Source organism: Clostridium sp. ZS2-4, from assembly GCF_026719745.1.
Classification (GTDB): domain Bacteria; phylum Bacillota; class Clostridia; order Clostridiales; family Clostridiaceae; genus Clostridium_H.
Window position 1 is genome coordinate 19134 of sequence record NZ_JAPPRQ010000128.1, and the last position, 22652, is coordinate 41785.

A 22652-nucleotide genomic window follows, 5' to 3' on the forward strand; every position below is an offset into this window, starting at 1 on the left:
AATAAAACTAATATTAATACTAAAAAAAGCAGCGCCTTATTTTAGACACTGCTTTTATATGTTCATTAGTCTGTTGTAAATGGTAGTAAAGCCATATTTCTAGCTCTCTTTATTGATAAAGTAAGCTCTCTTTGGTGTTTTGCACAGTTACCTGAAATTCTTCTTGGAAGTATCTTTCCTCTTTCAGTAATGTACTTTCTTAATTTGTTTACATCTTTATAATCTATAGAAGTAGATTTATCTGCGCAAAAAGCACAAACTTTCTTTCTTCTTCTTCTTCCACCTTTTTTATTAAAAGCCATCTCTTTCCCTCCTTACCTTAAATAATTAAAATGGTATATCACCATCATCAATTGGAGTAATTTCTTCTTCATACTCCGGCTGATTAAAGCCTTGTGAGAATCCAGCTGATGGATCATTCATAGTGTTAAAGCCTGAATTATCAAACGGTGTTTCAGTTCTATTGTTTGAGTTTCCCCATTCCAAAAATTGAACTTCATCAGCTACGACTTCTGTAACATATCTTCTAGTGCCATCTTTTGCTTCATAAGATCTTGCTTGAATCCTACCAGCAACCCCCATTAATTTCCCCTTGCTCATGTAGTTAGCAGTGCTTTCAGCTTGCTTTCCCCACACAACAACAGGAATGAAGTCTGCTTCTTTTTGTCCACTAGTAGAAAATCGTCTGTCTACAGCTAGCGTAAAGGTTGTAACAGCTTTTCCAGTACCTGGAGTAAATTTCAACTCTGGGTCCTTAGTTAATCTGCCGATTAAAACAACTCTGTTCATCTAAACACCACCTATTTTTCAGGATTGATTACCATAAATCTCATAACACCATCAGTAATTCTGAATACTCTTTCTAATTCTTTAGGTAATTCAGTATTAGATTTGAAATTTATTAGAGTGTAGTATCCTTCGTTGATTTTTTTTATAGGATAAGCAAGTTTTCTTCTACCCCACTCATCAACATTTTCAACTACTCCTCCACCATTTTCTATTACACCTGTAAATTTTTCGATGTTAGCTTTTATAGCTTCTTCGTCTAATGAAGGTTGTAATATAAATAATGTTTCGTAATTTCTCATTAATTTCACCTCCTCCCCTTGGACTAACGGCTGTGATTTGTCACAGCAGGGATCACATCTACTAATTGTAACATTCCAAACATAAAAAATCAAGCTATTATTTTTATTGCCAAAAAAATATTTATCTAAACATATTTCAACTTACTATTCTGGTATATTTTGTTTTATGATTTTCTTTATACTCTTTTCAAATTTACTTCTAGGAAGCATTACTATTCTTTCACAGCCTAAACATTTTATCTTTATATCTGCTCCTACTCTTATAAGTTCCCACTCTTTACTTCCACATGGATGAACTTTTTTCATTTCAACAATGTCACCAACATAAAACTCTCTTGCCATTTCACTACCCCTTCTCTTAACATATTTATTTTAATTGTTATTTTTTTATATTAATTACATATACAATTATATAATAAATTAAGTTATAATATAATAGTGTGTAAATATTTTCATTTTAGTGAAGTAAATCTTATTTTTTACTTCATCTTAAAAGATAAATTAGAATTGTTAGTCATCATTTAAATTTAAATTCAGTTAAGGAGTATTAAAATGATAAACATGTTACATCTAATTAAGGCCATAATAAGTGGATTTACTACAGGTATTGCAATCTCGATTCCCTTAGGTCCTGCTGCAATTGAATCTGTAAATCAAACTATATCTAAAGGTTTTAAAAGGGGATTTATAGTATCTCTAGGTGCCATTACTGCTGATATGGCATATTTAATTCTTATAAATTGTGGACTATCCAAGCTTTTTCAACATAACGGAACAACAAAATCTTTGTTTTGGATTATTTCGGGAATTATTTTAGTGGCAATGCAATATAATGATCTAACTAAACCAGATGATCAAAATCAACATAATGTTAACACACTAAGTTCTTTTCCATTCTGGTCTGGCTTCATTCTGACATTTTCTAACCCAATGACACCTACTCTTTGGCTAGGTCTAAGTGGTACTGTTATTCGATTATGGCGTCATACTGGTATATTTTATTACTATTCTTTTATACTTTCCATACTAATAGGAATGGTAACTTGGTTTGGCATATTAAATATTCTTGCTTACAAAGGTTTGAACATTTTTAAACCCGGCCATTCAAAAAAAGCATCTATTATTATGAAATGGATTATCTTACTTTTAGGAATTGCATTTATAATATTAGGTTTAAGTAAATTAATATTTAGTTGTTTTAAATAGGACAAGTTTTATACATTTTTTACATTTTATGTATATCGCATGTCTAAAATCTAAAGATATCCATTCTATACTTTTAAGTAATTATATGAATTTAAAAATTCCATATATATTATAATTGATTAATTTTTACTCTTGAGTATAAAAACCTCCTTTTTTGTACATACTTTCAAAAAAGGAGGTTTTTTATATGGCTGGTAAAATAATTGTAGATTCAATGGAAAAAGATTCAGTATATAAATTACGTGATATATTATGTGAAAAACTGATTCATATAGTAAAATCAAAGCGTACTGTTATTATTTTATGTATTGGTACTGATAGATCTACTGGAGATAGTTTAGGACCTTTAATTGGTAATAAACTTAGATCAGTAGTAAAAAATAATTTCGTTTTATATGGTACTTTAGAATACCCAGTACATGCTAAAAATCTTTCAAAAGTATTAACTGAAATTAAAGAGAAATATACTAATCCATATATAATTGCTATCGATGCATGTTTAGGAAGCCTACAAAATATAGGCAATATTATAATAGAAGATAAACCTTTATCTCCTGGAGCTGCTATGAATAAAAATCTACCTAAGGTAGGTAATTTAAGTATAACAGGAATTGTAAATATATCAGGTTCTTTAGAATTTATGGTATTGCAAAATACAAGATTATATACAGTTATGCATATTGCAGATGTCATTTCAAGAGGTATATATCATTCTATTCTTAAAACTGTAGGCACTAAACATATTTCTGATTTTAACATTGCCTTAAATAATCTAAATGAAAATCTAAATGCTGGTAATAATTAAAAATCTCCTAAGGTGCTTGTTGCTCCTAGGAGATTTTCTTTCTATTTATTGCTCGCCTCAATTAAAACTTGCTCTTCCTCTTCAGATAAATCATATCTTGAAATACCTTTATCTATAGGTTTTGCATAAACTGTGCTATCATTTCTACCATAAATTCCTGTAATTATTATACCATCATTATTATTATTTAATAGTGCAATGGAGAAACTCAAATCACTTCCTACATCTTCAAATGCTTTATATCTTACTATAGCAACTTTTTGAACGCATGTGTTCAATCTCTTTTCTAATTCAAGTTGTTGGTTTTTTACTGCTTCTGTATCAGCTTTTACTAAATCAATATTATCTAGATACTGTGTCACAATTTCTTCTAAATTTTTATTATTTACACCCCTTGTTAATTTCTTATATCTTTTCTCTAATCTATTAATAGATTTTACAATAACAACTAAGCCTATTAATAGTATAATAGTAGTAATTATAAGTACTACTATTATGTATGGCTGTAAATTAGTTAAAGCTGCAATTATTCCTTTCATTATGTCTCATCCTTTCTTGATGTTTCACGTGAAACATTATATCTTTAATATGTCTAAAATCCTTTGTAGGTCTTCCTCTGAATAATATTCTATTTGGATTTTACCTCTATTCTTTAAGTTTGTGCTTAATGATACTTTAGTGTTAAACATATGCTCTAATTTATGTTTTATATCGTTATAATATACACTATTTACATTTGACTCCTTATTGGCTGATTTAGTTTTTTTATTATTGTTTTTTATAAGTGCTTCAATTTGCCTTACACTTAACTCTTCATCTATTATTGTTTGTGCCAGTTCATATTGTAGTTCTTTATCAGACACCCCAAGTAAAGCTCTTCCATGTCCTTCACTAATTACACCATCAATCAAATATTCCTGAACTCTTTTATCTAAATTTAAAAGTCTCATACAATTAGCTATCGCAGTTCTTGATTTACCAATCCTTTTACTAAGCTCATCTTGAGTTAATTCAAAATCATCAATTAATTTTTTATATGCTAATGCTTCTTCTATAGGATTTAAATCCTCTCTTTGAATATTCTCAATTAAAGAAATTTCCAGTACTTCTTTATCAGATAAGTTAAGAATAACCGCTGGAACTTCTTTTAATCCAATGCTCTTAGCAGCTCTCCATCTTCTTTCTCCTGCAATTATAGTATATATATTTTCTTCTTTTTTTAATACTAATGGTTGAATAATTCCATGCTGCTTAATAGATTCTGCTAATTGCATTATTTTTTCTTCATCGAAATTTTTTCTTGGTTGTTCATTATTAGCTTTTATCAAATTTATTGAAATCTTCAATATTGATTCATCTTTAATCTCTTCTTCTGGTATTAAAGCTCCCAATCCTTTTCCTAACCCAAACTTTTTACTCACTATTACTCACCCCTTTGTCTTTTCAAGAATTCTTTAGTTAAATTCTCATATGCTTCAGCACCCTTGCATTTGTCATCATACAGCATTATTGGTAATCCAAAGCTTGGAGCTTCAGCAAGTCTTATATTCCTAGGAATAGTAGTAGTATAAACCTTATCTTTAAAATACTTATTTACTTCTGATGCCACTTCATTGCATAGCTTTGTTCTGTTATCATACATACTTAGAAGTACACCCTCGATTTCCAAATCTTTGTTTAATGATCTTTTTACAAGCTGAACCGTATTTACAAGTTGTCCAACTCCCTCAAGTGCATAAAATTCACATTGAATAGGAATTAAAACTGAATCTGCTGCACTTAATGCATTAATAGTTAAAAATCCTAATGAAGGTGGGCAATCAATAAATATATATTCAAACTCACCATTTAATTTTTTAATTTTATTTTTAAGTATAGACTCTCTATTGTCTTTTTCTATTAATTCAACCTCTGCACCTGCTAATTCAATATTAGATGGCACTATGTAAAAATTATTAATAAGTTCGCTTTCTATAATTGCTTCTTGTAACGAAATATCTGTTGCTAAAACATCATATGTTGAATACTTAATTTTGTTTTTGTCAATTCCAAATCCACTAGTTGTATTACCTTGTGGATCAATATCAATTGCTAAAACTTTATGACCACTCATAGCTAAATTTGCGCACAAATTTATATTAGTTGTGGTCTTCCCAACTCCCCCTTTTTGGTTAAAAACACATATAACCTTCATATCCACACCCTCTTCTCCCATTTAACTTATGTTTTTTAATATAGACATAGTACAATAAAAAGTTATCCATTGTAAATTTAAATAAGCTTTAAGTTTTAAAGTTTGTTATTGTTATCGATTAAAAACTATAAAACTTGATTAATTTAAACTTTATCTTTCATAATATCTGGCACCATTACTATCTTACTATAATTATTATTTTTACATAATTATCTAATACCATTATAATCTTTTAATAAAAATTAATAAATATATTTTAATAAAAAGCACGTAAAATTTCTCTAAATTAAAGAAATTTTACGTGCTTTGTTTCACGTGAAACATTTTAATTGTTAAAATCAGTTTATTTCATAATATAAATACTTACTATATATAAGTTGCATTCAATACTTTTCATTGTATTAAAACCTTATCAAATATTTTTCATAAATTGATCATTTAACAATGAACATTGATAATTGTAAATATATATTGTATTTCTTATTTTTTAGGTATTGTTATTGTAACTTGAATTTTATCATCCAACTCTTTAGTTTTATATGTGGCATTGACACCATATTTATCAAACACTTGTTTTACAGTATTCATATATACTCTGGCACTGAATACTCCTTTGATTTTTTTCTTTGCGTCAACTGCTACTTCTTGTCCGCTGAGTTTTAATAACTCTTTGTTTATTAATTCCTCAGTATTTTTAACATTTAATGATTTCTTGATAACAATATCCAATACTTTCTTTTGAAGTTCGTTGGTTGGTAGCTTCAATAATGCTCTTGCATGTCTCTCTGTAAGTTTATTTTCCAATAATATTTTTCTGATACTTATATCTAATTTTAGAAGTCTCATCTTATTAGCAATAGTTGACTGTTTTTTACCAATAACCTTTGCTAATTGTTCTTGAGTATAATTATGTTCTTTTATGAGATTATGATAAGCTTCTGCCTCTTCCAGATAGTTCAAATTTTCTCTTTGTATATTCTCTAATAAAGCTATAGCTGCTGAATCTTTATCTGTAATATCTACAATTATAACTGGAACTTCCTCAAGTTTTAATTTTTTAGCAGCACGTAATCTTCTTTCCCCTGCAATAAGTTCATATTCAGACTCTCCAACCTTTCTTACAGAAAGAGGCTGAATTATTCCATATGACTCTATGGATTGTGCAAGTTCACTAATGGTCTCATCATTAAAATATTTTCTTGGTTGATAAGCATTAGGAATAATTAAATCAGTAGATATATATTTAATATCTTTTTCCAAAATGATCCCATCCTCTTTTTTATTACTGACTACAAATTTTATCATTTTTCCCTCAAAACAATTTAACTTTTGTATTTTTCAACAAAGTCATATATATTGCATACTATAAAGGTTTCTTAGTAATACTTCCAGCCTTTCTTGGATACTGCTTAGGAGTATTTTTAACTTTCTTAATAACAACTAAATTATGATTTAAATCACTATCTTCTATTTCTACCTCTATTACCTCTTCAATCTTTCCGCCTAAAGTTGAAATAGCATTTTTAGCCCCTTTTATTTCATCTTCAGCAGCAGGTCCTTTCATAGCTAGAAAATAACCGCCAACTTTTACATATGGAATACAAAACTCACTTAAAACAGCTAAATTTGCAACTGCTCTTGAAACAACAGCATCATACTGTTGTCTATGCTGAGAATTAACTCCAAATTCCTCTGCTCTACCATGTATAGCAGTAACATCGTTTATATCTATTTTATATAATATATCCTCTAACACATTTATTCTTTTTTTTAAAGAATCCAAAAGAACTATATCAATATCCGGCTTTATTATCTTCATAGGTATACCTGGAAAGCCTCCACCAGTTCCTATATCGATTACCTTCTTAGCATTTTTCAGTGGTTCAAATTTAAATATCTTCATTGAATCAATGAAATGCTTTTTAATAATTCCCTCATCTTCTTTTATAGCAGTAAGATTTACTTTTTCATTCCATTCTTTTAATAAATCTTTATATTTTATAAACTGTTCGTATTTTTTATCATCAAAGCTAAGCCCTACATTATCTGCAGCAATATTTAATATATTATAATACTCTCTATTATCATTCAATAGATTTATCCTCCTTATTAACCTGTCGATTATATTGCTCAAGTGCTACTAAAAGTACAGATATATCTGCTGGAGATACTCCTGAAATTCTAGACGCCTGACCAAGATTTACTGGCTTCATTTTATCCAACTTTTGAATTGCTTCAATTCGAAGTCCTTTTACAGATTTATAATCAAATTTCTCAGGGATTAATCTATTTTCCATCTTCTTAAATTGTTTTACTTGCTCTAGCTGCTTTTGGATGTATCCTTCGTATTTAGATGTTATATTAATTTGTTCTTGAACATCCTCTGGTAAATCTGGTCTGTTTTCATCTAATTCTTTTACTATAAAATAGTTTAATTCAGGCCTCTTTATAAGCTCATAAATACTTATAGGTTTTCTTAATGCAACAGAATCCATACTCTCTAAAAATTCATTTACTTCTTTTTTATTGGTTATCTGCACATTTTTAATTCTTTCTATTTCGTTTTCAATGTCTTCTTTTCTCTTTAAGAATTTACTATATCTTTCTTCAGTAACTAACCCAACCTTATATCCCATTTCTGTTAATCTTAAATCTGCGTTGTCCTGTCTTAATATTAATCTATGTTCTGAACGTGAAGTCATCATTCTGTAAGGTTCGTTTGTACCTTTAGTTACTAAATCATCTATTAATACACCTATATATGCATCTGATCTCTTTAATACAAAAGGATCTTTTCCTTGAACTTTAATAGCAGCATTTATACCAGCTATTAACCCTTGACCAGCTGCTTCCTCATAACCAGAACTTCCATTCATCTGACCTGCTGAAAATAATCCATCTATATTTTTAAATTCCAATGAAAGCTTTAATTGAGTAGGATCTATACAGTCATATTCGATTGCATATGCGGTCCTCATCATCTCAACATTTTCAAGACCAGGAACTGTTCTCATCATTTTGATTTGAACATCCTCAGGTAATGAACTTGACATTCCACCTACATACATCTCTTCAGTATTTTCGCCTTCTGGTTCAATAAAAATCTGATGCTTTTGCTTCTCAGGAAATCTCATAATCTTATCTTCAAAAGAAGGACAGTATCTTGGACCTACACTTTTAATTGAACCATTATATAATGGAGATCTATGAATGTTTTCAAGTATAATTTTCTTTGTTTCTTCATTAGTGTACGTTAAATAGCATGAAATCTGATCTTTTTCTATATTTTCACTCATAAAAGAGAAAGGAACAATCTTTTCATCACCTTTTTGCTCATCCATTTTTGAGAAATCTACAGATCTTCTGTTAATTCTAGCTGGAGTTCCTGTTTTAAATCTTTTTAATTTAATTCCATTTTCTATTAAGCTTTGCGATAAATAATTTGCTCCTGAAAGTCCACTTGGTCCTTCTTCAAAGCTTAAATCTCCAATTATTATTCTAGACTTTAAGTAGGTACCTGTTGCAAGTATGATAGCTTTTGTATTGTAATAAGCTCCATTTTTGGTAACTATACCTTTTACCTTTCCGTCTTCAATATCTATTTTTACTATTTCAGCCTGTCTCAAATTGAGATTTTCAGTTGTTTCTAAAATATGTTTCATTCTATCTGCATATTGTTTTTTATCCGCCTGTGCACGAAGTGAGTGTACAGCTGGACCTTTGGAAGTATTTAACATCCTGGATTGAATATAGGTATTATCAATATTTATACCCATTTCTCCACCTAATGCATCTATTTCTTTAACTAAATGCCCTTTAGCTGTTCCCCCAACATTAGGATTACATGGCATCATTGCTACACTAGCTAGATCTGTAGCACATACTAAAGTTTTCATACCTAATCTTGCACTGGCAAGTGAGGCTTCACACCCAGCATGACCTGCACCAATTACAACAACATCAAACTCTCCTCCATAATAGCTCATACTTCACTCTCCTTACTTTCCTAAACAAAATTTGGAAAATATTTTATCTATAATATCTTCTTCAACTGTATCTCCACTAATCTCTCCTAAATTGCTCCATCCATTTCTGAGATCAATAGATGCCAAATCAATAGCAAAAGTATTATTAAGTGCTTCTCTAGCTGAAATTAAGCTCTCTTTTGCTCTAATCAAAGCTTCTTTGTGTCTTGTATTTGTTATCATAACTTCCTTTGCTCTAATTTTCCCACTGAAGAACAAGTCTTTTATTGCTTTTTTGAACTCATCTAATCCTTCTCCAGTTTTAGCTGAGATTCTTATTATATAATTAGCGTCTAATTTTTTAATTTCATTCTTATCTATTGTATCATCTAAATCACTTTTATTTAATAGTACAATGTACTTTTTATCTTTAATAAATTCTATTATTTCTTTATCTTCGTCACTTAATTCTCTACTTAAGTCTAAAACTAAAACTACCAAATCTGCATTTTCTATCTTTTCTCTAGATTTTTCTACACCTATTTTTTCAACTACATCTTCTGTTTCTCTTATTCCAGCTGTATCTATTATCTTTACAGGTATCCCGTCAATATTCATGTATTCTTCTATAACATCTCTAGTTGTACCTGGTATCTCTGTAACTATTGCTCTAGTTTCCATAAGAAGAGCATTTAACAGTGATGACTTACCTACATTAGGTTTTCCAACAATTACAGTGCTTAACCCTTCTCTTAATATCTTGCCTTCATCAGCACTACTTAATAATACCTCAACTTCTTCTAGTAATTCTTTTATATCTTCCTGAGCCTTATCTGCAGTTACTTCCTCTAAATCGTCTTCTGGATAATCTACTGTAGCTTCAATATGAGCAATAATTTCTAATAATTTATCTCTCATAATCATTATTTCTCTGGAAATTTTACCTTCTGACTGTTCTAAAGCTGATTTCATACTTAATTCAGTCTTAGCATTTATTATATCTATAACAGCTTCAGCTTGAGATAAGTCAATTCTTCCATTTAAAAATGCCCTTTTAGTAAACTCTCCTGGTTCAGCAAGTCTAGCTCCTGCCTTTACAACCTCTTCAAGTATTCTTCTAGTAACTATAACTCCACCGTGGCAGTTTATTTCTAATGTGTCCTCAGCTGTAAAACTTCTCGGTCCTTGCATATAGCTAACTATTACTTCATCTAATCTTTCTCTTGTTTCTTTATCCACAATATGTCCATATCTCATTGTATATGTTTTTATATCATCTAACTTCCTAGCATTTTTGCCTTCAAAAATGCAGCTTATTATTTCTAGGGCTTTATCACCAGATACTCTTATTATAGATACTCCACTTTCACCTAAATTTGTTGCAATTGCTGCTATAGTATCAAATTCTTTCATCTTTTTTCATCCCTTCATCTTCTATATGTTATTTTTTGATACAAAAAGACTAAAAAAAGTAAAAGAAAGCCCCTTAGGCTTTCTTTTTTAAATCAATAACAACTCTTCTATGCGGCTCTTCACCTTCACTGTATGTAACTATAGATGCTTCATCTTGAAGAGCCGAATGAATAACCCTTCTCTCATAAGGATTCATTGGTTCAAGTTTTACAGCTTTATTAGTCTTTCTTACTTTGTAAGCCATCTTTCCTGCAAGCCTTTTTAAGGTTTCTTCCCTTTTAGCCCTATAATTTTCAGTATCTAAAGTAATTTTTTTATATTTACCTTCATTATCCTTGTTTACAGCTAAATTAACTAAATATTGAAGAGAATCTAAAGTTTCTCCTCTATATCCTATTATTAATCCCATATTAGGTCCTATGAGATTAATCTTTATTACATCTTTTTCTTCTGTAACTTTAATTTCTGATAATATTCCCATTGAGTCTAAAACTTTTCTTAAAAAGTCTTTGGCCTCATCTTTATAGTCCTTTTTAACAGTAACCTTGACTTTTGCTTCTTTTCCCTTAAAAATCTTAAATAACCCTTTACTGCCTTCATCTATTACTTCTATTTCAACTTTATCTTCAGTTACATTAAGAACCTTTAAAGCATTTTGAACAGCCTCTTCAACTGTTCTACCAGCCATTTCTATAGATTTCATGCGTAAGACACCTGCCCTTCCCAAACTACTATCACTCAAGGCAAACACTGTATTCTATTATCTCTTATTCTAATCCTTCTTTAAGAGCTTTTTTTGATTCCAAGTTTTTCATAAATATAGTTTGACCTATTTGGAATAAATTATTTGTTACCCAGTATAATACTAATGCTGATGTAAATTTAAAACTCATCCAAGTTATGAATATAGACATTCCTATATTCATAGTACCCATTTGTTTTGATTGAGCACTATCTCCAGCTTTATTTCCCATTAAAAGTGTTGAAAAATATGTTGTTGCCCCTGATACAACAGGTAAAATCCATGTAGCTGGATCTGACATACTTGCAGGAGCTGCTAAATTATTTAGCCACAAGAATTTTACTCCCTCTATTCCTGGCAAATTCATAAACACAGCATATAATGCTATAAGTATAGGCCATTGAAGCAAAATTGGTAAACATCCACCTAGAGGACTTACACCATGTTTTTTATAAAGCTTCATCATCTCTTGCTGCTGTCGTTGTGGGTCATTTTTATGTTTTTCTTGAAGCTTTTTCATTTCTGGTTGAATTTCATTCATTTTTACTGTAGATCTTATTTGCTTATAATTTAATGGGAATAATATTAATCTAATAATTATGGTAACTAAAATAATAGATAATCCATAAGAAAGATTTGCATTTGGTATAAGGGAATGTACTCCATTATGTATGTATTCAAAGAACTTGACTAATGCATTATTCAACCAATCTATTTTGAAAACAACTGCTGCATAATTCATTAAAAGAACATTCAACTTTTAAGCCCTCCTTAAGACTATTTAACAGGATCATATCCACCTTTGCTAAATGGATTACATCGCACTATTCTTTTTATAGCCATAATACCACCCTTTAAAGCTCCATATTTTTGTATTGCTTCTATAGCATATTGAGAACACGTCGGATAAAACCTGCAACATGGTCTTTTAAAAGGTGAAATATACTTTCTATAAAATTTTATTACATTAATTAATATTTTTTTCATAACTAATCACTTAAACCTGATTTTTTAAATAGATTAATTGCCGCACTTTCTATTTCTTTATAACTTCTGTCTTTGCTAGTATTTCTAGCAATAAAAATGAAATCATGACCTTTTTTTAAATTACTGCAATTCAATCTGTATCCTTCACCTATCAATCTCTTAACTCTACTTCTAACTACACTATTTCCTACTTTTTTACTAACTGATATACCAACTCGATTTATGTCTACATTTCTACTATTCTTATATACATACAATACTAATAAATGATTAGAATATGATTTACCTTTTTTGTATACTCTTCGAAATTCTAAATTTTTTCTAATTCTTTCTTCTCTTCTCATTATATTAGGTACTCCTTTTTTTTCTGCAGTTGCAGAAAAAGGCCACTAAAGCGGCCCTTATGCTGTCAATTTCTTTCTTCCTTTTTGTCTTCTTTTTCTAAGAATGTTTCTTCCTGATAAAGTCTTCATTCTTTTTCTGAAACCATGTTCTTTCTTTCTTTGTCTTTTCTTAGGTTGAAAAGTCATCTTCATTCTGGTACACCCCCTTTATCTGCTCTTTCACTTTATAGCTAAGCAAATGCATATTATCTAAAAGTAGTTTTACTATTAAATTATATATATACACCTTTGTAATGTCAAGATTATGGTTTATTGTTGATAATTTTTTATTTTTAAAAATACTTTTTGTGGATAAATTCTTGAATACACTCTTTTCTTTTGTTATTATTAATCTTGACTGTTGATAATTTATTAAAATTCTAATTTATGCACAGGTTGTGGACAAATTTGTGTATAACTTGTTCAATTCCTTGTATAATCAGCGTTTTATTTTATATTTTAGACTTATTTTCTTATTTTATTCATATTCTTTGATTGTGTATACATATTTTTAAAATCTGTTAATAACTTTTTTTATTTTTATGTTTTCAACATAATTATACACATGTGAATATTTTTTTGTTTATTTGTCAACAACCTATAATAATTAGTGTATATGTTGTTAGTAAGTTGTTTATTAGTTGTGATTTAACTTTTTTACTTACTATTTTGATAAAAATTTTTTTTATTTTTTACGTATTACGTACGGACTGGAGGCCAAAAGATGAATGCCCAACTAGAACAATTATGGACAAAAACTTTGAATATAGTCAAGGGCGAACTCACAGAAGTAAGTTTTAATACCTGGATTAAAAGTATAGTCCCTATATCAATTGAAGCAGATACTATTAAATTGGAAGTTCCTAATGATTTTACAAGAGGCATTCTTGAAAGTAGGTATAAAGATTTAATAATTAATGCAATCAAATTAATTACTTCTAAAAAGTATAGAATAGAATTTTTAATATTTTCTGAGGAAACCTCTTCAGAATCCGAAAACTTACCCAATAATATGAAGAAAGATAAAAATAATATTGTTGTTAATGATGAAATGTCTTCAACTTTAAATCCTAAGTATACATTTAACTCTTTCGTTATAGGTAATAGTAACAGATTTGCACATGCTGCCTCTCTTGCTGTCGCTGAAGCTCCAGCAAAAGCCTACAACCCATTATTTATATACGGAGGCGTAGGACTTGGAAAAACCCATTTAATGCATGCTATAGGACATTATATATTACAGAATAATCCTAAATCAAAAGTTGTTTACGTTTCTTCAGAGAAATTTACAAATGAACTTATAAACTCTATTAAAGATGATAAAAATGTTGACTTTAGAAATAAATATAGAAATGTTGATGTTTTATTAATAGATGACATACAGTTCATAGCAGGCAAGGAAAGAACCCAAGAAGAATTTTTCCATACCTTTAACGCTCTCTATGAAGCTGATAAACAGATTATTCTATCTAGTGACAGACCACCAAAAGAGATTCCTACATTGGAAGATAGACTTCGTTCAAGATTTGAGTGGGGATTAATAGCTGATATTCAAGCCCCTGATTTTGAAACAAGAATAGCTATTTTAAAAAAGAAGGCAGATGTAGAAAATTTAAATATACCGAATGAAGTTATGGTATATATAGCAACAAAAATAAAATCAAACATTAGAGAACTTGAAGGTGCGTTAATTAGAATAGTAGCATATTCATCATTAACAAATAAAGAAATAAGCGTAGATCTGGCAGCTGAAGCTTTAAAAGACATAATCTCTAATGAACAAAATAAGCAAGTAACTATTGATCTTATTCAAGATATTGTAGCAAACTATTTTAATTTAAAAGTTGATGAGCTTAAATCATCTAGACGTACCAGAAATATTGCTTTTCCAAGGCAAATAGCCATGTATCTAAGTCGAAAACTTACAGATATGTCTCTACCTAAAATAGGAGAAGAATTTGGAGGTCGTGATCATACTACTGTTATTCATGCTTATGAAAAGATTTCTACAAACTTAAAAAAGGATGAATCTCTAAAAAATGTTATAAATGACTTAACTAAAAAAATAAATAATAAATAATTAACAATTGTTTATAATATATTTTTAATTGTATGTGGATAAAATTTTAATACACTATTTTATTTTTTTATTGTGGATAAGACCCAAATTTATTCTATGACTTATCCACAATAATTTTTGCTTTAATTTCCGCTTATTTTCTAGGCTGGACATAGTTTTCCACATACCCACAGCCCCTACTACTATTACTACTATATTTTTATATAATATCTTATCTATTTTAAACAAACTTTCAATGTGGATAAAGGAGGTTCTTTATTAATGAAATTCACATGTATAAAAAATAAATTACAAGAAGCTATTTCAATAGCTCAAAAAGCTGTTACAGGAAAATCACCAATGCCTATACTTCAAGGACTATATATTTCTACTAAAGATGATCACTTAACATTAATAGGTTCTGATATAGACTTAAGTGTAGAAACTAAGCTTGCTGCGGATATTCAGGAAGAAGGAACTATTGTTGTAGATGCAAAACTCTTCGGAGAAATTATTAGAAAATTGCCTAATAGTACTGTAGAAATTACTACTATAGGGAATAATTCCATAGAAATAATTTGTGAAAAATCTAAATTTACTTTGATACATATGGATGCTGAAGAATTTCCGAGTTTACCTAACATAAATGAAAATATGATTTTTAGCATGTCCCAAAAAGTATTAAAAAATATGATAAAAGGTACTATCTTTGCCATAGCTCAAGATGAAACAAGACCTATTCTTACAGGAATTTTGTTTGAAGTTATAGATAAAAAACTAAACTTAGTTGCTTTAGATGGATATAGATTGGCATTAAGAAGTAATAATATAGATAACGAAAATACTATCAATGCTGTAATTCCAGGAAAAACTTTAAATGAAGTTGCTAAAATATTAAGTGAAGATGATGAAAATGTAAATATTACATTTACTCCTAACCATATTTTATTTAATTTAGGTCAGACTAAGATCATATCCAGATTACTGGAAGGTGAATTTATAAGATATAACTCTATTATTCCTGAAGAATATAATTTAAAAGTTATTGCAAAACGAGGAGAACTTTTGAATTGTATCGAAAGAGCATCGCTAATGGGTAAAGAAGGAAATACTAATTTAGTAAAATTCGACATAAAAGATGACGCATTAATAATTACTTCCAATTCTCAATTGGGAAAGGTAAGAGAAGAATTAAATATAATTTTGCAAGGAGATGAGCTTCAAATTGCATTTAATTCAAAATACATGATAGATGTACTGAAAATTATTGATGAAGAGGAAATTATTTTAGAATTTTCAAGTAGTGTAAGTCCTTGTATTATAAAAAATACAGAGAATACAAAATATACTTATTTGGTCTTACCAGTAAGGCTGTTAAATACTTAATAACGTTTTGGAGGAGTCAAAATGGAAGAAATTAAAATTAATACTGAAATTATAAAATTAGATGCATTTTTAAAATGGGCTGGAATTGCCGGTATGGGTTCAGATGCAAAATTCTATATTCAGAATGGAGAAATAAAAGTTAACGGAGAAGTTGAATTAAGAAGAGGAAGAAAATTAGTAAAAGGTGATACAGTAGAATTTAATCAAGAGTCATACAAAATTGTTTAGAAAATAAAAAACATTAGTTTGTGATATTATGTTATAATAAAAGATAGGTGCTTTTATGTATATCAAAAATTTAGAGTTAATAAATTTTAGGAATTACGGAAGATTGTCTTTAAAATTAAACAAAGGTATAAATGTTTTCATTGGAGATAATGCTCAAGGAAAAACGAATATTTTAGAAAGTATATATTACTGCAGCTTGGGGAAATCTCATAGAACCAATAAGGATAAGGAACTAATAAAATGGGATTCAAAAGAGGCTTACATAAGCATATACGTTTCTAAAGAAAGATTAGATAAAAAAATAGATATAAAGATTTTTAAAGAAGGAAAAAAAGGAATCAGGATTAATTCAATAAAGTTAAATAGTATATCAGATTTGATAGGAACATTTAACACTGTTATTTTTTCACCAGAGGATTTAAAAATCGTTAAAGAATCGCCATCGTATAGAAGACGATTTTTAGATATTGAGCTATGCAAGTTAAACAAAAAATATTATCACAATTTAGTTCAATATAATAAAGTTTTAAATGAGAGAAATACTGTTCTTAGAAAATGGAACAGAGATATTGGTATAGTCGAAATATATGATGAGCAAATGAGTAAGTTTGGAAGTTTCATCATTAAGGAAAGACTAAAATATATTGATAAACTAAATGAAAAAGGCAATGAAATTCATAGAGATATAACTTCAGATAAAGAAAATATAGATTTCAAATATATTACGCCAATAAAAGATTTTGATAATATACAGAAAGAGTTCTTTGAGTTACTATGTCAAAATAGAGAAAAAGACATGGAAAAGAAAATGACATATATAGGTCCTCACAGGGATGATTTTTCTATAAATATAAATGGGATAGATACAAGAAAATTTGGTTCACAAGGACAACAAAGGACATCTGTTTTATCTATTAAATTCGCATCACTGGAAATAATAAAAGATCAGATTGGCGAATATCCAGTCCTTTTATTGGACGATGTTTTATCAGAATTAGACTTGAAAAGGCAGAAATATATATTAAATTCTATAAAAAGAGTTCAAACTATAATAACTTGTACGGGAATAATTGAGATTAAAGATTATTTAGATGAGAACGTGAAGATATATGAAGTTGAAGATGGAACAGTTACTTAGAAGCTGATTTTAAGGAGGATAATATATGTTTTTGCATTTAGGAGAAAATGTAGTAGTTCCATTAAAAGATATAATAGGAATATTCGATTTTGAAACTGCCATATATAGTACAGATACTATTCAATTTTTAAGAATGGCTGAAGAAGACGGATTTGTTGAAAGAATAACCAAAGATAATCCAAAATCTTTTGTTGTTGCAGAGGTAGATAATAAAAGTAAGATATATTTATCACCAATATCATCTACTACCTTAACTAAAAGAACTGGAAGCGTGTTCTACGACTCTCGCGAGTAAGTTAGGAGGATATACATGGAAAATAAACAAGTTTATGATGAATCTCAAATACAAGTACTTGAAGGTTTAGAAGCGGTTAGAAAAAGACCGGGAATGTACATTGGTAGCACAGGACTCAGAGGGCTTCATCATTTAGTCTATGAAATAGTAGATAATAGTATTGATGAAGCATTAGCAGGTTTTTGTAAAAATATACAAGTATTTATACATAAGGAAAACAGTATTTCAGTCATAGATGACGGTAGGGGAATGCCGGTTGGTATGCATCCAAAGATGCAAAAACCTACTGTTGAAGTTATTATGACTGTTCTTCATGCTGGAGGTAAATTCGGTGGAGGCGGTTACAAGGTATCTGGAGGTCTTCATGGGGTTGGTGCATCAGTTGTTAACGCTCTTTCAGAATATTGTGAAGTAGAAGTTAAAAGAGAAGGTCATATATGGAAGCAAGAGTATAGAAGGGGTAAAGTTGTAAGTGATTTAAATATAATTGGTGATAGTGATGGACAGGGAACTAAGGTTTATTTTCAGCCTGACAATGAAATATTTGAGGAAATAGAATTTGATTATGATACATTAGCTCAAAGATTAAGAGAATTAGCTTTCTTAAATAAGGGAATTAGAATAACTTTAACAGATGAAAGAGAAGAAAGTAAAAAGAGTGATGAATTTCATTATGAAGGTGGAATTAAATCTTTTGTAGCTTACTTAAATAGAAATAAGCAAAAGATTCATCCAGAACCTATTTATGTTGAAGGAGATAAAGATAGTTACTTAGTTGAACTAGCTCTTCAGTATAATGATACTTATAGTGAAAATATATTTTCTTTTGCAAATAACATAGACACTATTGAGGGTGGAACTCATTTATCTGGTTTTAAAACAGCATTGACTAGAGTTTTAAATGACTATGCTAGAAAATATGGTTATTTAAAAGAAAACGATAAAAACTTGTCTGGTGATGATACTAGAGAAGGCTTAACAGCAGTAATATCTGTTAAACTTACAGAACCCCAATTTGAAGGGCAAACAAAAACTAAGCTTGGAAATACAGAAGTACGTGGTATCGTTGATGGAATAGTAAGTGAGAGTGTAAGTATTTTTCTTGAAGAAAATCCGGCAATTGGTAAAATTGTTATAGAAAAAGCTTTAACTGCTGCAAGAGCTAGAGAAGCTGCTAAAAGAGCAAGAGAGCTTACAAGAAGAAAATCTGCATTAGAAAGCACCTCATTGCCAGGAAAGCTTGCAGATTGTTCATCAAAAGATCCATCAGAGTGTGAAATTTATCTAGTCGAAGGAGACTCAGCAGGAGGATCTGCTAAGCAGGGAAGAAATAGAGCATTCCAGGCTATACTTCCTTTAAGAGGTAAAATAATGAATGTTGAAAAACAAAGACTGGATAAAATACTTGGATACCAAGAAATAAGAGCTATGATAACAGCTTTTGGAGCTGGTATAGGGAAGGATTTTGATGTAGAAAAAATCAGATATAATCGCATCATAATAATGACCGATGCCGATGTAGATGGAGCGCACATAAGGACTCTTTTATTAACTTTCTTCTATAGATACATGAAGGAATTAGTTGATAAAGGGCACGTATTTATTGCTCAACCACCTTTGTATAAAATACAAAAGGGTAAGAGTATAAAATATGCCTATACAGATAATCAACTTCAAAAGATATTATCTGAATTAGGTGGTAAAGACAAAAATACTAATATTCAAAGATATAAAGGTCTTGGAGAAATGGATGCTGAGCAGCTTTGGGAAACAACTATGAATCCAGAAGCAAGAACGTTACTTCAAGTTACTGTAGAAGATGCTATGGCTGCTGATGAGATTTTTACAATTCTTATGGGTGATAAAGTTGAACCACGAAGAGAATTTATACAAGAAAATGCAAAGAAAGTTAGCAACTTGGATATATAAGGTTAGTAAAGAGGTGTTGTAGATGAACAACGAGGGCAATGTTTTACCAGTAGATATAAGCAGTGAGATGAAAAAAAGTTATATAGATTACGCTATGAGTGTTATTGTTGGTCGTGCACTTCCAGATGTAAGAGATGGATTAAAGCCTGTACATAGAAGAATCCTTTATTCTATGCATGAGCTTGGTTTAACTCCAGATAAAGGTTTTAGAAAGTGTGCAAGAATTGTCGGTGATGTTTTAGGTAAATATCACCCTCATGGTGATACAGCTGTATATGATGCTTTAGTTAGAATGGCACAGAACTTTTCAATAAGATATACACTTGTTAATGGTCACGGTAACTTTGGATCTGTAGATGGTGATAGTGCAGCTGCAATGAGATATACAGAAGCTAGAATGCAAAAGATAACTTCTGAGCTGCTAAAGGATATTAATAAAAACACTGTAGATTTTGTACCGAACTTTGATGGTGAAGAAGAGGAACCATCAGTTCTTCCGTCTAGATTTCCTAATTTACTTGTAAACGGATCAGCAGGAATAGCTGTTGGTATGGCTACAAACATACCTCCACATAATTTAACAGAAGTTATAAATGGAATTAATATGCTTATAGATGATCCTGATGTTTCAGTATATGAATTAATGACTGAAATAAAAGGACCTGATTTTCCAACTTATGGACTTATAGTTGGTAAGTCAGGAATAAGAAAAGCTTATGAAACAGGACGTGGAAAGGTAGTAATTAGAGCTAAAGCAGATATTGAAGAAATTAAAGGAAAACATAGAATAATAGTTACTGAAATTCCGTATCAGGTTAATAAAGCAAAGCTTATTGAAAATATTGCTGAGCTAGTTAAAGATAAAAAAATAAACGGAATCTCAGACCTTAGAGATGAGTCAGATAGAGAAGGTATGAGAATAGTTATAGAACTTAAAAGAGATGCTAACCCAAACATTATCTTAAATCAATTGTATAAGCATACAAAGATGCAGGATACTTTTGGTATTATAATGCTGGCTCTTGTAAATGGTGAGCCACTGGTTCTAAATTTAAAGCAGGTTCTTGAACACTATATAACCTTCCAAAAAGAAATTATAAGAAGAAGAACTAAATATGACTTAGATAAAGCAAGAGCAAGGGCTCATATTTTAGAGGGATTAAGAATAGCTTTAGATCACATAGATGCAGTTATAAGTTTGATAAGAGCTTCTAAAACTACAAGTGAGGCTAAAGAAGGTCTTATGAGTAAATTTGGACTTTCAGAAAGGCAAGCTGAAGCTATTTTAGACATGAAGCTTCAAAGACTTACAGGACTTGAAAGAGAAAAAATAGAAGAAGAGTATACAAGGTTAATGGAACTTATAAAATCATTAGAAGAAATATTATCCGATGAAGCTTTAGTATTAAAAATAATAAAAGATGAGCTTAACGAGATTAAAGCTAAATATGGTGATGAGAGAAGAAGTGAAATAATTGCTGGTGAAGGAAATGACATAGATATTGAGGATTTAATTCAGCAAAAGGATGTTGTAATAACTCTTACTCATGCTGGATATATAAAAAGACTTCCAGTAGAGACGTATAGTGCACAAAGAAGAGGGGGAAGGGGCATACAGGCTATGTCAACAAAAGAAGATGATTTTGTTGAACATATTTTTACCACTTCAACCCACAGTGACATTTTATTCTTTACGAATACAGGAAGGGCTTATCAGCTTAAAGCTTATCAAATTCCTGAAGCTGGTAGAACTGCTAAAGGAACAAATTTAATTAATATAATTCCATTAAATCCAGATGAGAGAATACAAACTGTTTTATATCTTAATGAGTTTAAAGAAGATAATTACTTAATAATGGGAACTAAAAATGGTATTATTAAGAAAACATCACTTGATAAGTATTCATCTATAAGAAAAAATGGATTAAATGCAATAAATCTAAGAGATGACGATGAACTTATAAGCGTAAGACCAACAGATGGAGATAGTAAGATAATATATGTTACTAAAAATGGATATGCTATAAGGTTTAGTGAGAAAGACGTTAGACCAATGGGAAGAACTGCATCAGGTGTTAAAGCAATTACGCTTAGAAATGGTGATGAAGTTGTAAGTATGGAAGTTGCTAAACCAGAGGAAGAGCTATTGGTTGTAAGTGAAAATGGATTTGGTAAAAGAACGCCTGTAAGCGAATACTCTCTTCAAAAAAGAGGTGGAAAAGGGGTTATAACTTATAAAATCTCTGAAAAAACAGGTAAAGTAGTGGGTGCAAGATTAGTTGATGATAATGATGAGCTGATGCTTATCAATTCAAACGGAATAGCAATAAGAATAAATGTATCTGATATTTCAACTACAAGTAGAAATGCTATGGGTGTTACTTTAATGAAGACAACAGAAGAAGAAAAAGTAGTGACAATGGCAAAAGTTAATATTAGTGATAGTGATGATGACAACGAAGTCAAAAATGATATTGAAGCAAAAAATGATACTGAAGATAATGTTGCTGTTGATACAAATACTGTTGAGGAATTAGAAACAAAAGAATAAAATGATAAATAAATCAAGGGTTATACATATATGTATAACCCTTGATTTTTCTACAATTACAAAAAAATAAAAAAAGTTTTGAAAAAGTGTTGACAAAAGTGTTGATTCGGTATAAAATAGTTTTTGTCGTCAGGAAACGACGAAACAAAACAAATAAATTGGTCTTTGAAAATTAAACAGAAGTAAGATAACAAAGTCAGTCAATTCAAACATGAGTAATAGATTAAACTTTTAAATTGAGAGTTTGATCCTGGCTCAGGACGAACGCTGGCGGCGTGCCTAA

The 22652-nt window shown here is 29.8% G+C and carries 24 protein-coding genes and 1 pseudogene; 9 read left to right on the forward strand and 16 right to left on the reverse strand.

What is annotated here, in order from left to right; genetic code table 11:
• Nucleotides 1-65: 65 nt before the first annotated feature.
• The 4 genes from rpsR to OIO11_RS14420 all read right to left on the reverse strand — a co-directional run bounded on the left by rpsR (nucleotide 66) and on the right by OIO11_RS14420 (nucleotide 1430).
• Nucleotides 66-302: a 30S ribosomal protein S18 gene (gene rpsR / locus OIO11_RS14405; protein ID WP_268072141.1), complete on the reverse strand. Its 237-nt coding sequence runs from the start codon at nucleotides 300-302 to the stop codon at nucleotides 66-68.
• A gap of 25 nt (nucleotides 303-327) precedes the next feature.
• Nucleotides 328-789: a single-stranded DNA-binding protein gene (locus OIO11_RS14410; RefSeq protein ID WP_268072142.1), complete on the reverse strand. Its 462-nt coding sequence runs from the start codon at nucleotides 787-789 to the stop codon at nucleotides 328-330.
• An 11-nt stretch (nucleotides 790-800) separates the two neighbouring features.
• Nucleotides 801-1088, reverse strand: a complete 288-nt coding sequence (gene rpsF, locus OIO11_RS14415) for a 30S ribosomal protein S6 (protein ID WP_268072143.1) — start codon at nucleotides 1086-1088, stop codon at nucleotides 801-803.
• 144 nt (nucleotides 1089-1232) lie between these two features.
• Nucleotides 1233-1430 (reverse strand): DUF951 domain-containing protein, encoded by a 198-nt coding sequence (locus tag OIO11_RS14420; RefSeq protein ID WP_268072144.1) that lies wholly within the window; start codon nucleotides 1428-1430, stop codon nucleotides 1233-1235.
• 210 nt (nucleotides 1431-1640) lie between these two features.
• On the opposite strand from OIO11_RS14420, the gene OIO11_RS14425 reads away from it, so the two are divergent.
• The gene (locus OIO11_RS14425; protein ID WP_268072145.1) at nucleotides 1641-2294 is read left to right on the forward strand and encodes a LysE family translocator; all 654 of its coding nucleotides are present in this window, start codon (nucleotides 1641-1643) and stop codon (nucleotides 2292-2294) included.
• Nucleotides 2295-2481: 187 nt separating this feature from the next.
• Nucleotides 2482-3099 carry a spore protease YyaC gene (gene yyaC / locus OIO11_RS14430; RefSeq protein WP_268072146.1) on the forward strand — a complete coding sequence of 206 codons (618 nt, stop codon included), beginning with the start codon at nucleotides 2482-2484 and terminating at the stop codon, nucleotides 3097-3099.
• 41 nt (nucleotides 3100-3140) lie between these two features.
• Here the strand turns inward: yyaC and OIO11_RS14435 are convergent, their stop codons facing one another.
• The 12 genes and pseudogenes from OIO11_RS14435 to rpmH all read right to left on the reverse strand — a co-directional run bounded on the left by OIO11_RS14435 (nucleotide 3141) and on the right by rpmH (nucleotide 12936).
• Nucleotides 3141-3638 carry a DUF4446 family protein gene (locus OIO11_RS14435; RefSeq protein ID WP_268072147.1) on the reverse strand — a complete coding sequence of 166 codons (498 nt, stop codon included), beginning with the start codon at nucleotides 3636-3638 and terminating at the stop codon, nucleotides 3141-3143.
• A 36-nt stretch (nucleotides 3639-3674) separates the two neighbouring features.
• A complete protein-coding gene (locus tag OIO11_RS14440) occupies nucleotides 3675-4520 on the reverse strand; it encodes a ParB/RepB/Spo0J family partition protein (protein WP_268072148.1) in 846 nt (281 codons plus the stop codon).
• Nucleotides 4521-4522: 2 nt separating this feature from the next.
• Nucleotides 4523-5293, reverse strand: a complete 771-nt coding sequence (locus tag OIO11_RS14445; protein ID WP_268072149.1) for a ParA family protein — start codon at nucleotides 5291-5293, stop codon at nucleotides 4523-4525.
• Nucleotides 5294-5773: 480 nt separating this feature from the next.
• On the reverse strand, nucleotides 5774-6553 hold the full coding sequence (noc, locus tag OIO11_RS14450) for a nucleoid occlusion protein (protein ID WP_268072165.1): 780 nt from the start codon (nucleotides 6551-6553) through the stop codon (nucleotides 5774-5776).
• Between the two features lie 103 nt (nucleotides 6554-6656).
• Nucleotides 6657-7385 (reverse strand): 16S rRNA (guanine(527)-N(7))-methyltransferase RsmG, encoded by a 729-nt coding sequence (gene rsmG / locus OIO11_RS14455; RefSeq protein ID WP_268072150.1) that lies wholly within the window; start codon nucleotides 7383-7385, stop codon nucleotides 6657-6659.
• A complete protein-coding gene (gene mnmG / locus OIO11_RS14460; protein WP_268072151.1) occupies nucleotides 7378-9279 on the reverse strand; it encodes a tRNA uridine-5-carboxymethylaminomethyl(34) synthesis enzyme MnmG in 1902 nt (633 codons plus the stop codon). The genes rsmG and mnmG overlap by 8 nt, the downstream gene beginning before the upstream one ends.
• A 12-nt stretch (nucleotides 9280-9291) precedes the next feature.
• Nucleotides 9292-10671: a tRNA uridine-5-carboxymethylaminomethyl(34) synthesis GTPase MnmE gene (gene mnmE / locus OIO11_RS14465; protein ID WP_268072152.1), complete on the reverse strand. Its 1380-nt coding sequence runs from the start codon at nucleotides 10669-10671 to the stop codon at nucleotides 9292-9294.
• Nucleotides 10672-10744: 73 nt separating this feature from the next.
• Complete coding sequence (jag, locus tag OIO11_RS14470; protein WP_268072153.1) at nucleotides 10745-11374, reverse strand: RNA-binding cell elongation regulator Jag/EloR; 630 nt, start codon at nucleotides 11372-11374, stop codon at nucleotides 10745-10747.
• A gap of 64 nt (nucleotides 11375-11438) precedes the next feature.
• Nucleotides 11439-12170 carry a membrane protein insertase YidC gene (locus tag OIO11_RS14475; RefSeq protein WP_442781308.1) on the reverse strand — a complete coding sequence of 244 codons (732 nt, stop codon included), beginning with the start codon at nucleotides 12168-12170 and terminating at the stop codon, nucleotides 11439-11441.
• Nucleotides 12171-12190: 20 nt separating this feature from the next.
• Entirely contained in the window at nucleotides 12191-12400 is a 210-nt protein-coding gene (gene yidD / locus OIO11_RS14480; protein ID WP_268072154.1) for a membrane protein insertion efficiency factor YidD, read from the reverse strand.
• Nucleotides 12381-12744 (reverse strand): annotated as a pseudogene (rnpA, locus tag OIO11_RS14485) (ribonuclease P protein component). Before rnpA ends, yidD begins: the two are co-directional and overlap by 20 nt.
• Before the next feature lie 57 nt (nucleotides 12745-12801).
• Nucleotides 12802-12936 carry a 50S ribosomal protein L34 gene (gene rpmH / locus OIO11_RS14490; protein ID WP_268072156.1) on the reverse strand — a complete coding sequence of 45 codons (135 nt, stop codon included), beginning with the start codon at nucleotides 12934-12936 and terminating at the stop codon, nucleotides 12802-12804.
• A gap of 571 nt (nucleotides 12937-13507) precedes the next feature.
• Here rpmH and dnaA point away from each other — a divergent pair.
• The 7 genes from dnaA to gyrA all read left to right on the forward strand — a co-directional run bounded on the left by dnaA (nucleotide 13508) and on the right by gyrA (nucleotide 22369).
• Nucleotides 13508-14863 carry a chromosomal replication initiator protein DnaA gene (dnaA, locus tag OIO11_RS14495; protein ID WP_268072157.1) on the forward strand — a complete coding sequence of 452 codons (1356 nt, stop codon included), beginning with the start codon at nucleotides 13508-13510 and terminating at the stop codon, nucleotides 14861-14863.
• 261 nt (nucleotides 14864-15124) lie between these two features.
• Nucleotides 15125-16228 carry a DNA polymerase III subunit beta gene (gene dnaN / locus OIO11_RS14500; RefSeq protein ID WP_268072158.1) on the forward strand — a complete coding sequence of 368 codons (1104 nt, stop codon included), beginning with the start codon at nucleotides 15125-15127 and terminating at the stop codon, nucleotides 16226-16228.
• Between the two features lie 21 nt (nucleotides 16229-16249).
• Nucleotides 16250-16456: a S4 domain-containing protein YaaA gene (gene yaaA, locus OIO11_RS14505; RefSeq protein ID WP_268072159.1), complete on the forward strand. Its 207-nt coding sequence runs from the start codon at nucleotides 16250-16252 to the stop codon at nucleotides 16454-16456.
• 55 nt (nucleotides 16457-16511) lie between these two features.
• Complete coding sequence (gene recF / locus OIO11_RS14510) at nucleotides 16512-17594, forward strand: DNA replication/repair protein RecF (RefSeq protein WP_268072160.1); 1083 nt, start codon at nucleotides 16512-16514, stop codon at nucleotides 17592-17594.
• Between the two features lie 25 nt (nucleotides 17595-17619).
• Nucleotides 17620-17889, forward strand: a complete 270-nt coding sequence (gene remB / locus OIO11_RS14515) for an extracellular matrix regulator RemB (RefSeq protein ID WP_268072161.1) — start codon at nucleotides 17620-17622, stop codon at nucleotides 17887-17889.
• Between the two features lie 15 nt (nucleotides 17890-17904).
• A complete protein-coding gene (gene gyrB, locus OIO11_RS14520; RefSeq protein ID WP_268072162.1) occupies nucleotides 17905-19818 on the forward strand; it encodes a DNA topoisomerase (ATP-hydrolyzing) subunit B in 1914 nt (637 codons plus the stop codon).
• A 22-nt stretch (nucleotides 19819-19840) separates the two neighbouring features.
• Nucleotides 19841-22369 (forward strand): DNA gyrase subunit A, encoded by a 2529-nt coding sequence (gene gyrA / locus OIO11_RS14525; RefSeq protein WP_268072163.1) that lies wholly within the window; start codon nucleotides 19841-19843, stop codon nucleotides 22367-22369.
• Nucleotides 22370-22652 lie beyond the last annotated feature (283 nt).

Coding starts and splice junctions, on each gene's coding strand:
- rpsR (WP_268072141.1), bottom strand. CDS start 302: ATGGCTTTTAATAAAAAAGGTGGAAGAAGAAGAAGAAAGAAAGTTTGT.
- OIO11_RS14410 (WP_268072142.1), bottom strand. CDS start 789: ATGAACAGAGTTGTTTTAATCGGCAGATTAACTAAGGACCCAGAGTTG.
- rpsF (WP_268072143.1), bottom strand. CDS start 1,088: ATGAGAAATTACGAAACATTATTTATATTACAACCTTCATTAGACGAA.
- OIO11_RS14420 (WP_268072144.1), bottom strand. CDS start 1,430: ATGGCAAGAGAGTTTTATGTTGGTGACATTGTTGAAATGAAAAAAGTT.
- OIO11_RS14425 (WP_268072145.1), top strand. CDS start 1,641: ATGATAAACATGTTACATCTAATTAAGGCCATAATAAGTGGATTTACT.
- yyaC (WP_268072146.1), top strand. CDS start 2,482: ATGGCTGGTAAAATAATTGTAGATTCAATGGAAAAAGATTCAGTATAT.
- OIO11_RS14435 (WP_268072147.1), bottom strand. CDS start 3,638: ATGAAAGGAATAATTGCAGCTTTAACTAATTTACAGCCATACATAATA.
- OIO11_RS14445 (WP_268072149.1), bottom strand. CDS start 5,293: ATGAAGGTTATATGTGTTTTTAACCAAAAAGGGGGAGTTGGGAAGACC.
- mnmG (WP_268072151.1), bottom strand. CDS start 9,279: ATGAGCTATTATGGAGGAGAGTTTGATGTTGTTGTAATTGGTGCAGGT.
- mnmE (WP_268072152.1), bottom strand. CDS start 10,671: ATGAAAGAATTTGATACTATAGCAGCAATTGCAACAAATTTAGGTGAA.
- jag (WP_268072153.1), bottom strand. CDS start 11,374: ATGAAATCTATAGAAATGGCTGGTAGAACAGTTGAAGAGGCTGTTCAA.
- yidD (WP_268072154.1), bottom strand. CDS start 12,400: ATGAAAAAAATATTAATTAATGTAATAAAATTTTATAGAAAGTATATT.
- rpmH (WP_268072156.1), bottom strand. CDS start 12,936: ATGAAGATGACTTTTCAACCTAAGAAAAGACAAAGAAAGAAAGAACAT.
- dnaA (WP_268072157.1), top strand. CDS start 13,508: ATGAATGCCCAACTAGAACAATTATGGACAAAAACTTTGAATATAGTC.
- dnaN (WP_268072158.1), top strand. CDS start 15,125: ATGAAATTCACATGTATAAAAAATAAATTACAAGAAGCTATTTCAATA.
- yaaA (WP_268072159.1), top strand. CDS start 16,250: ATGGAAGAAATTAAAATTAATACTGAAATTATAAAATTAGATGCATTT.
- recF (WP_268072160.1), top strand. CDS start 16,512: ATGTATATCAAAAATTTAGAGTTAATAAATTTTAGGAATTACGGAAGA.
- remB (WP_268072161.1), top strand. CDS start 17,620: ATGTTTTTGCATTTAGGAGAAAATGTAGTAGTTCCATTAAAAGATATA.
- gyrB (WP_268072162.1), top strand. CDS start 17,905: ATGGAAAATAAACAAGTTTATGATGAATCTCAAATACAAGTACTTGAA.
- gyrA (WP_268072163.1), top strand. CDS start 19,841: ATGAACAACGAGGGCAATGTTTTACCAGTAGATATAAGCAGTGAGATG.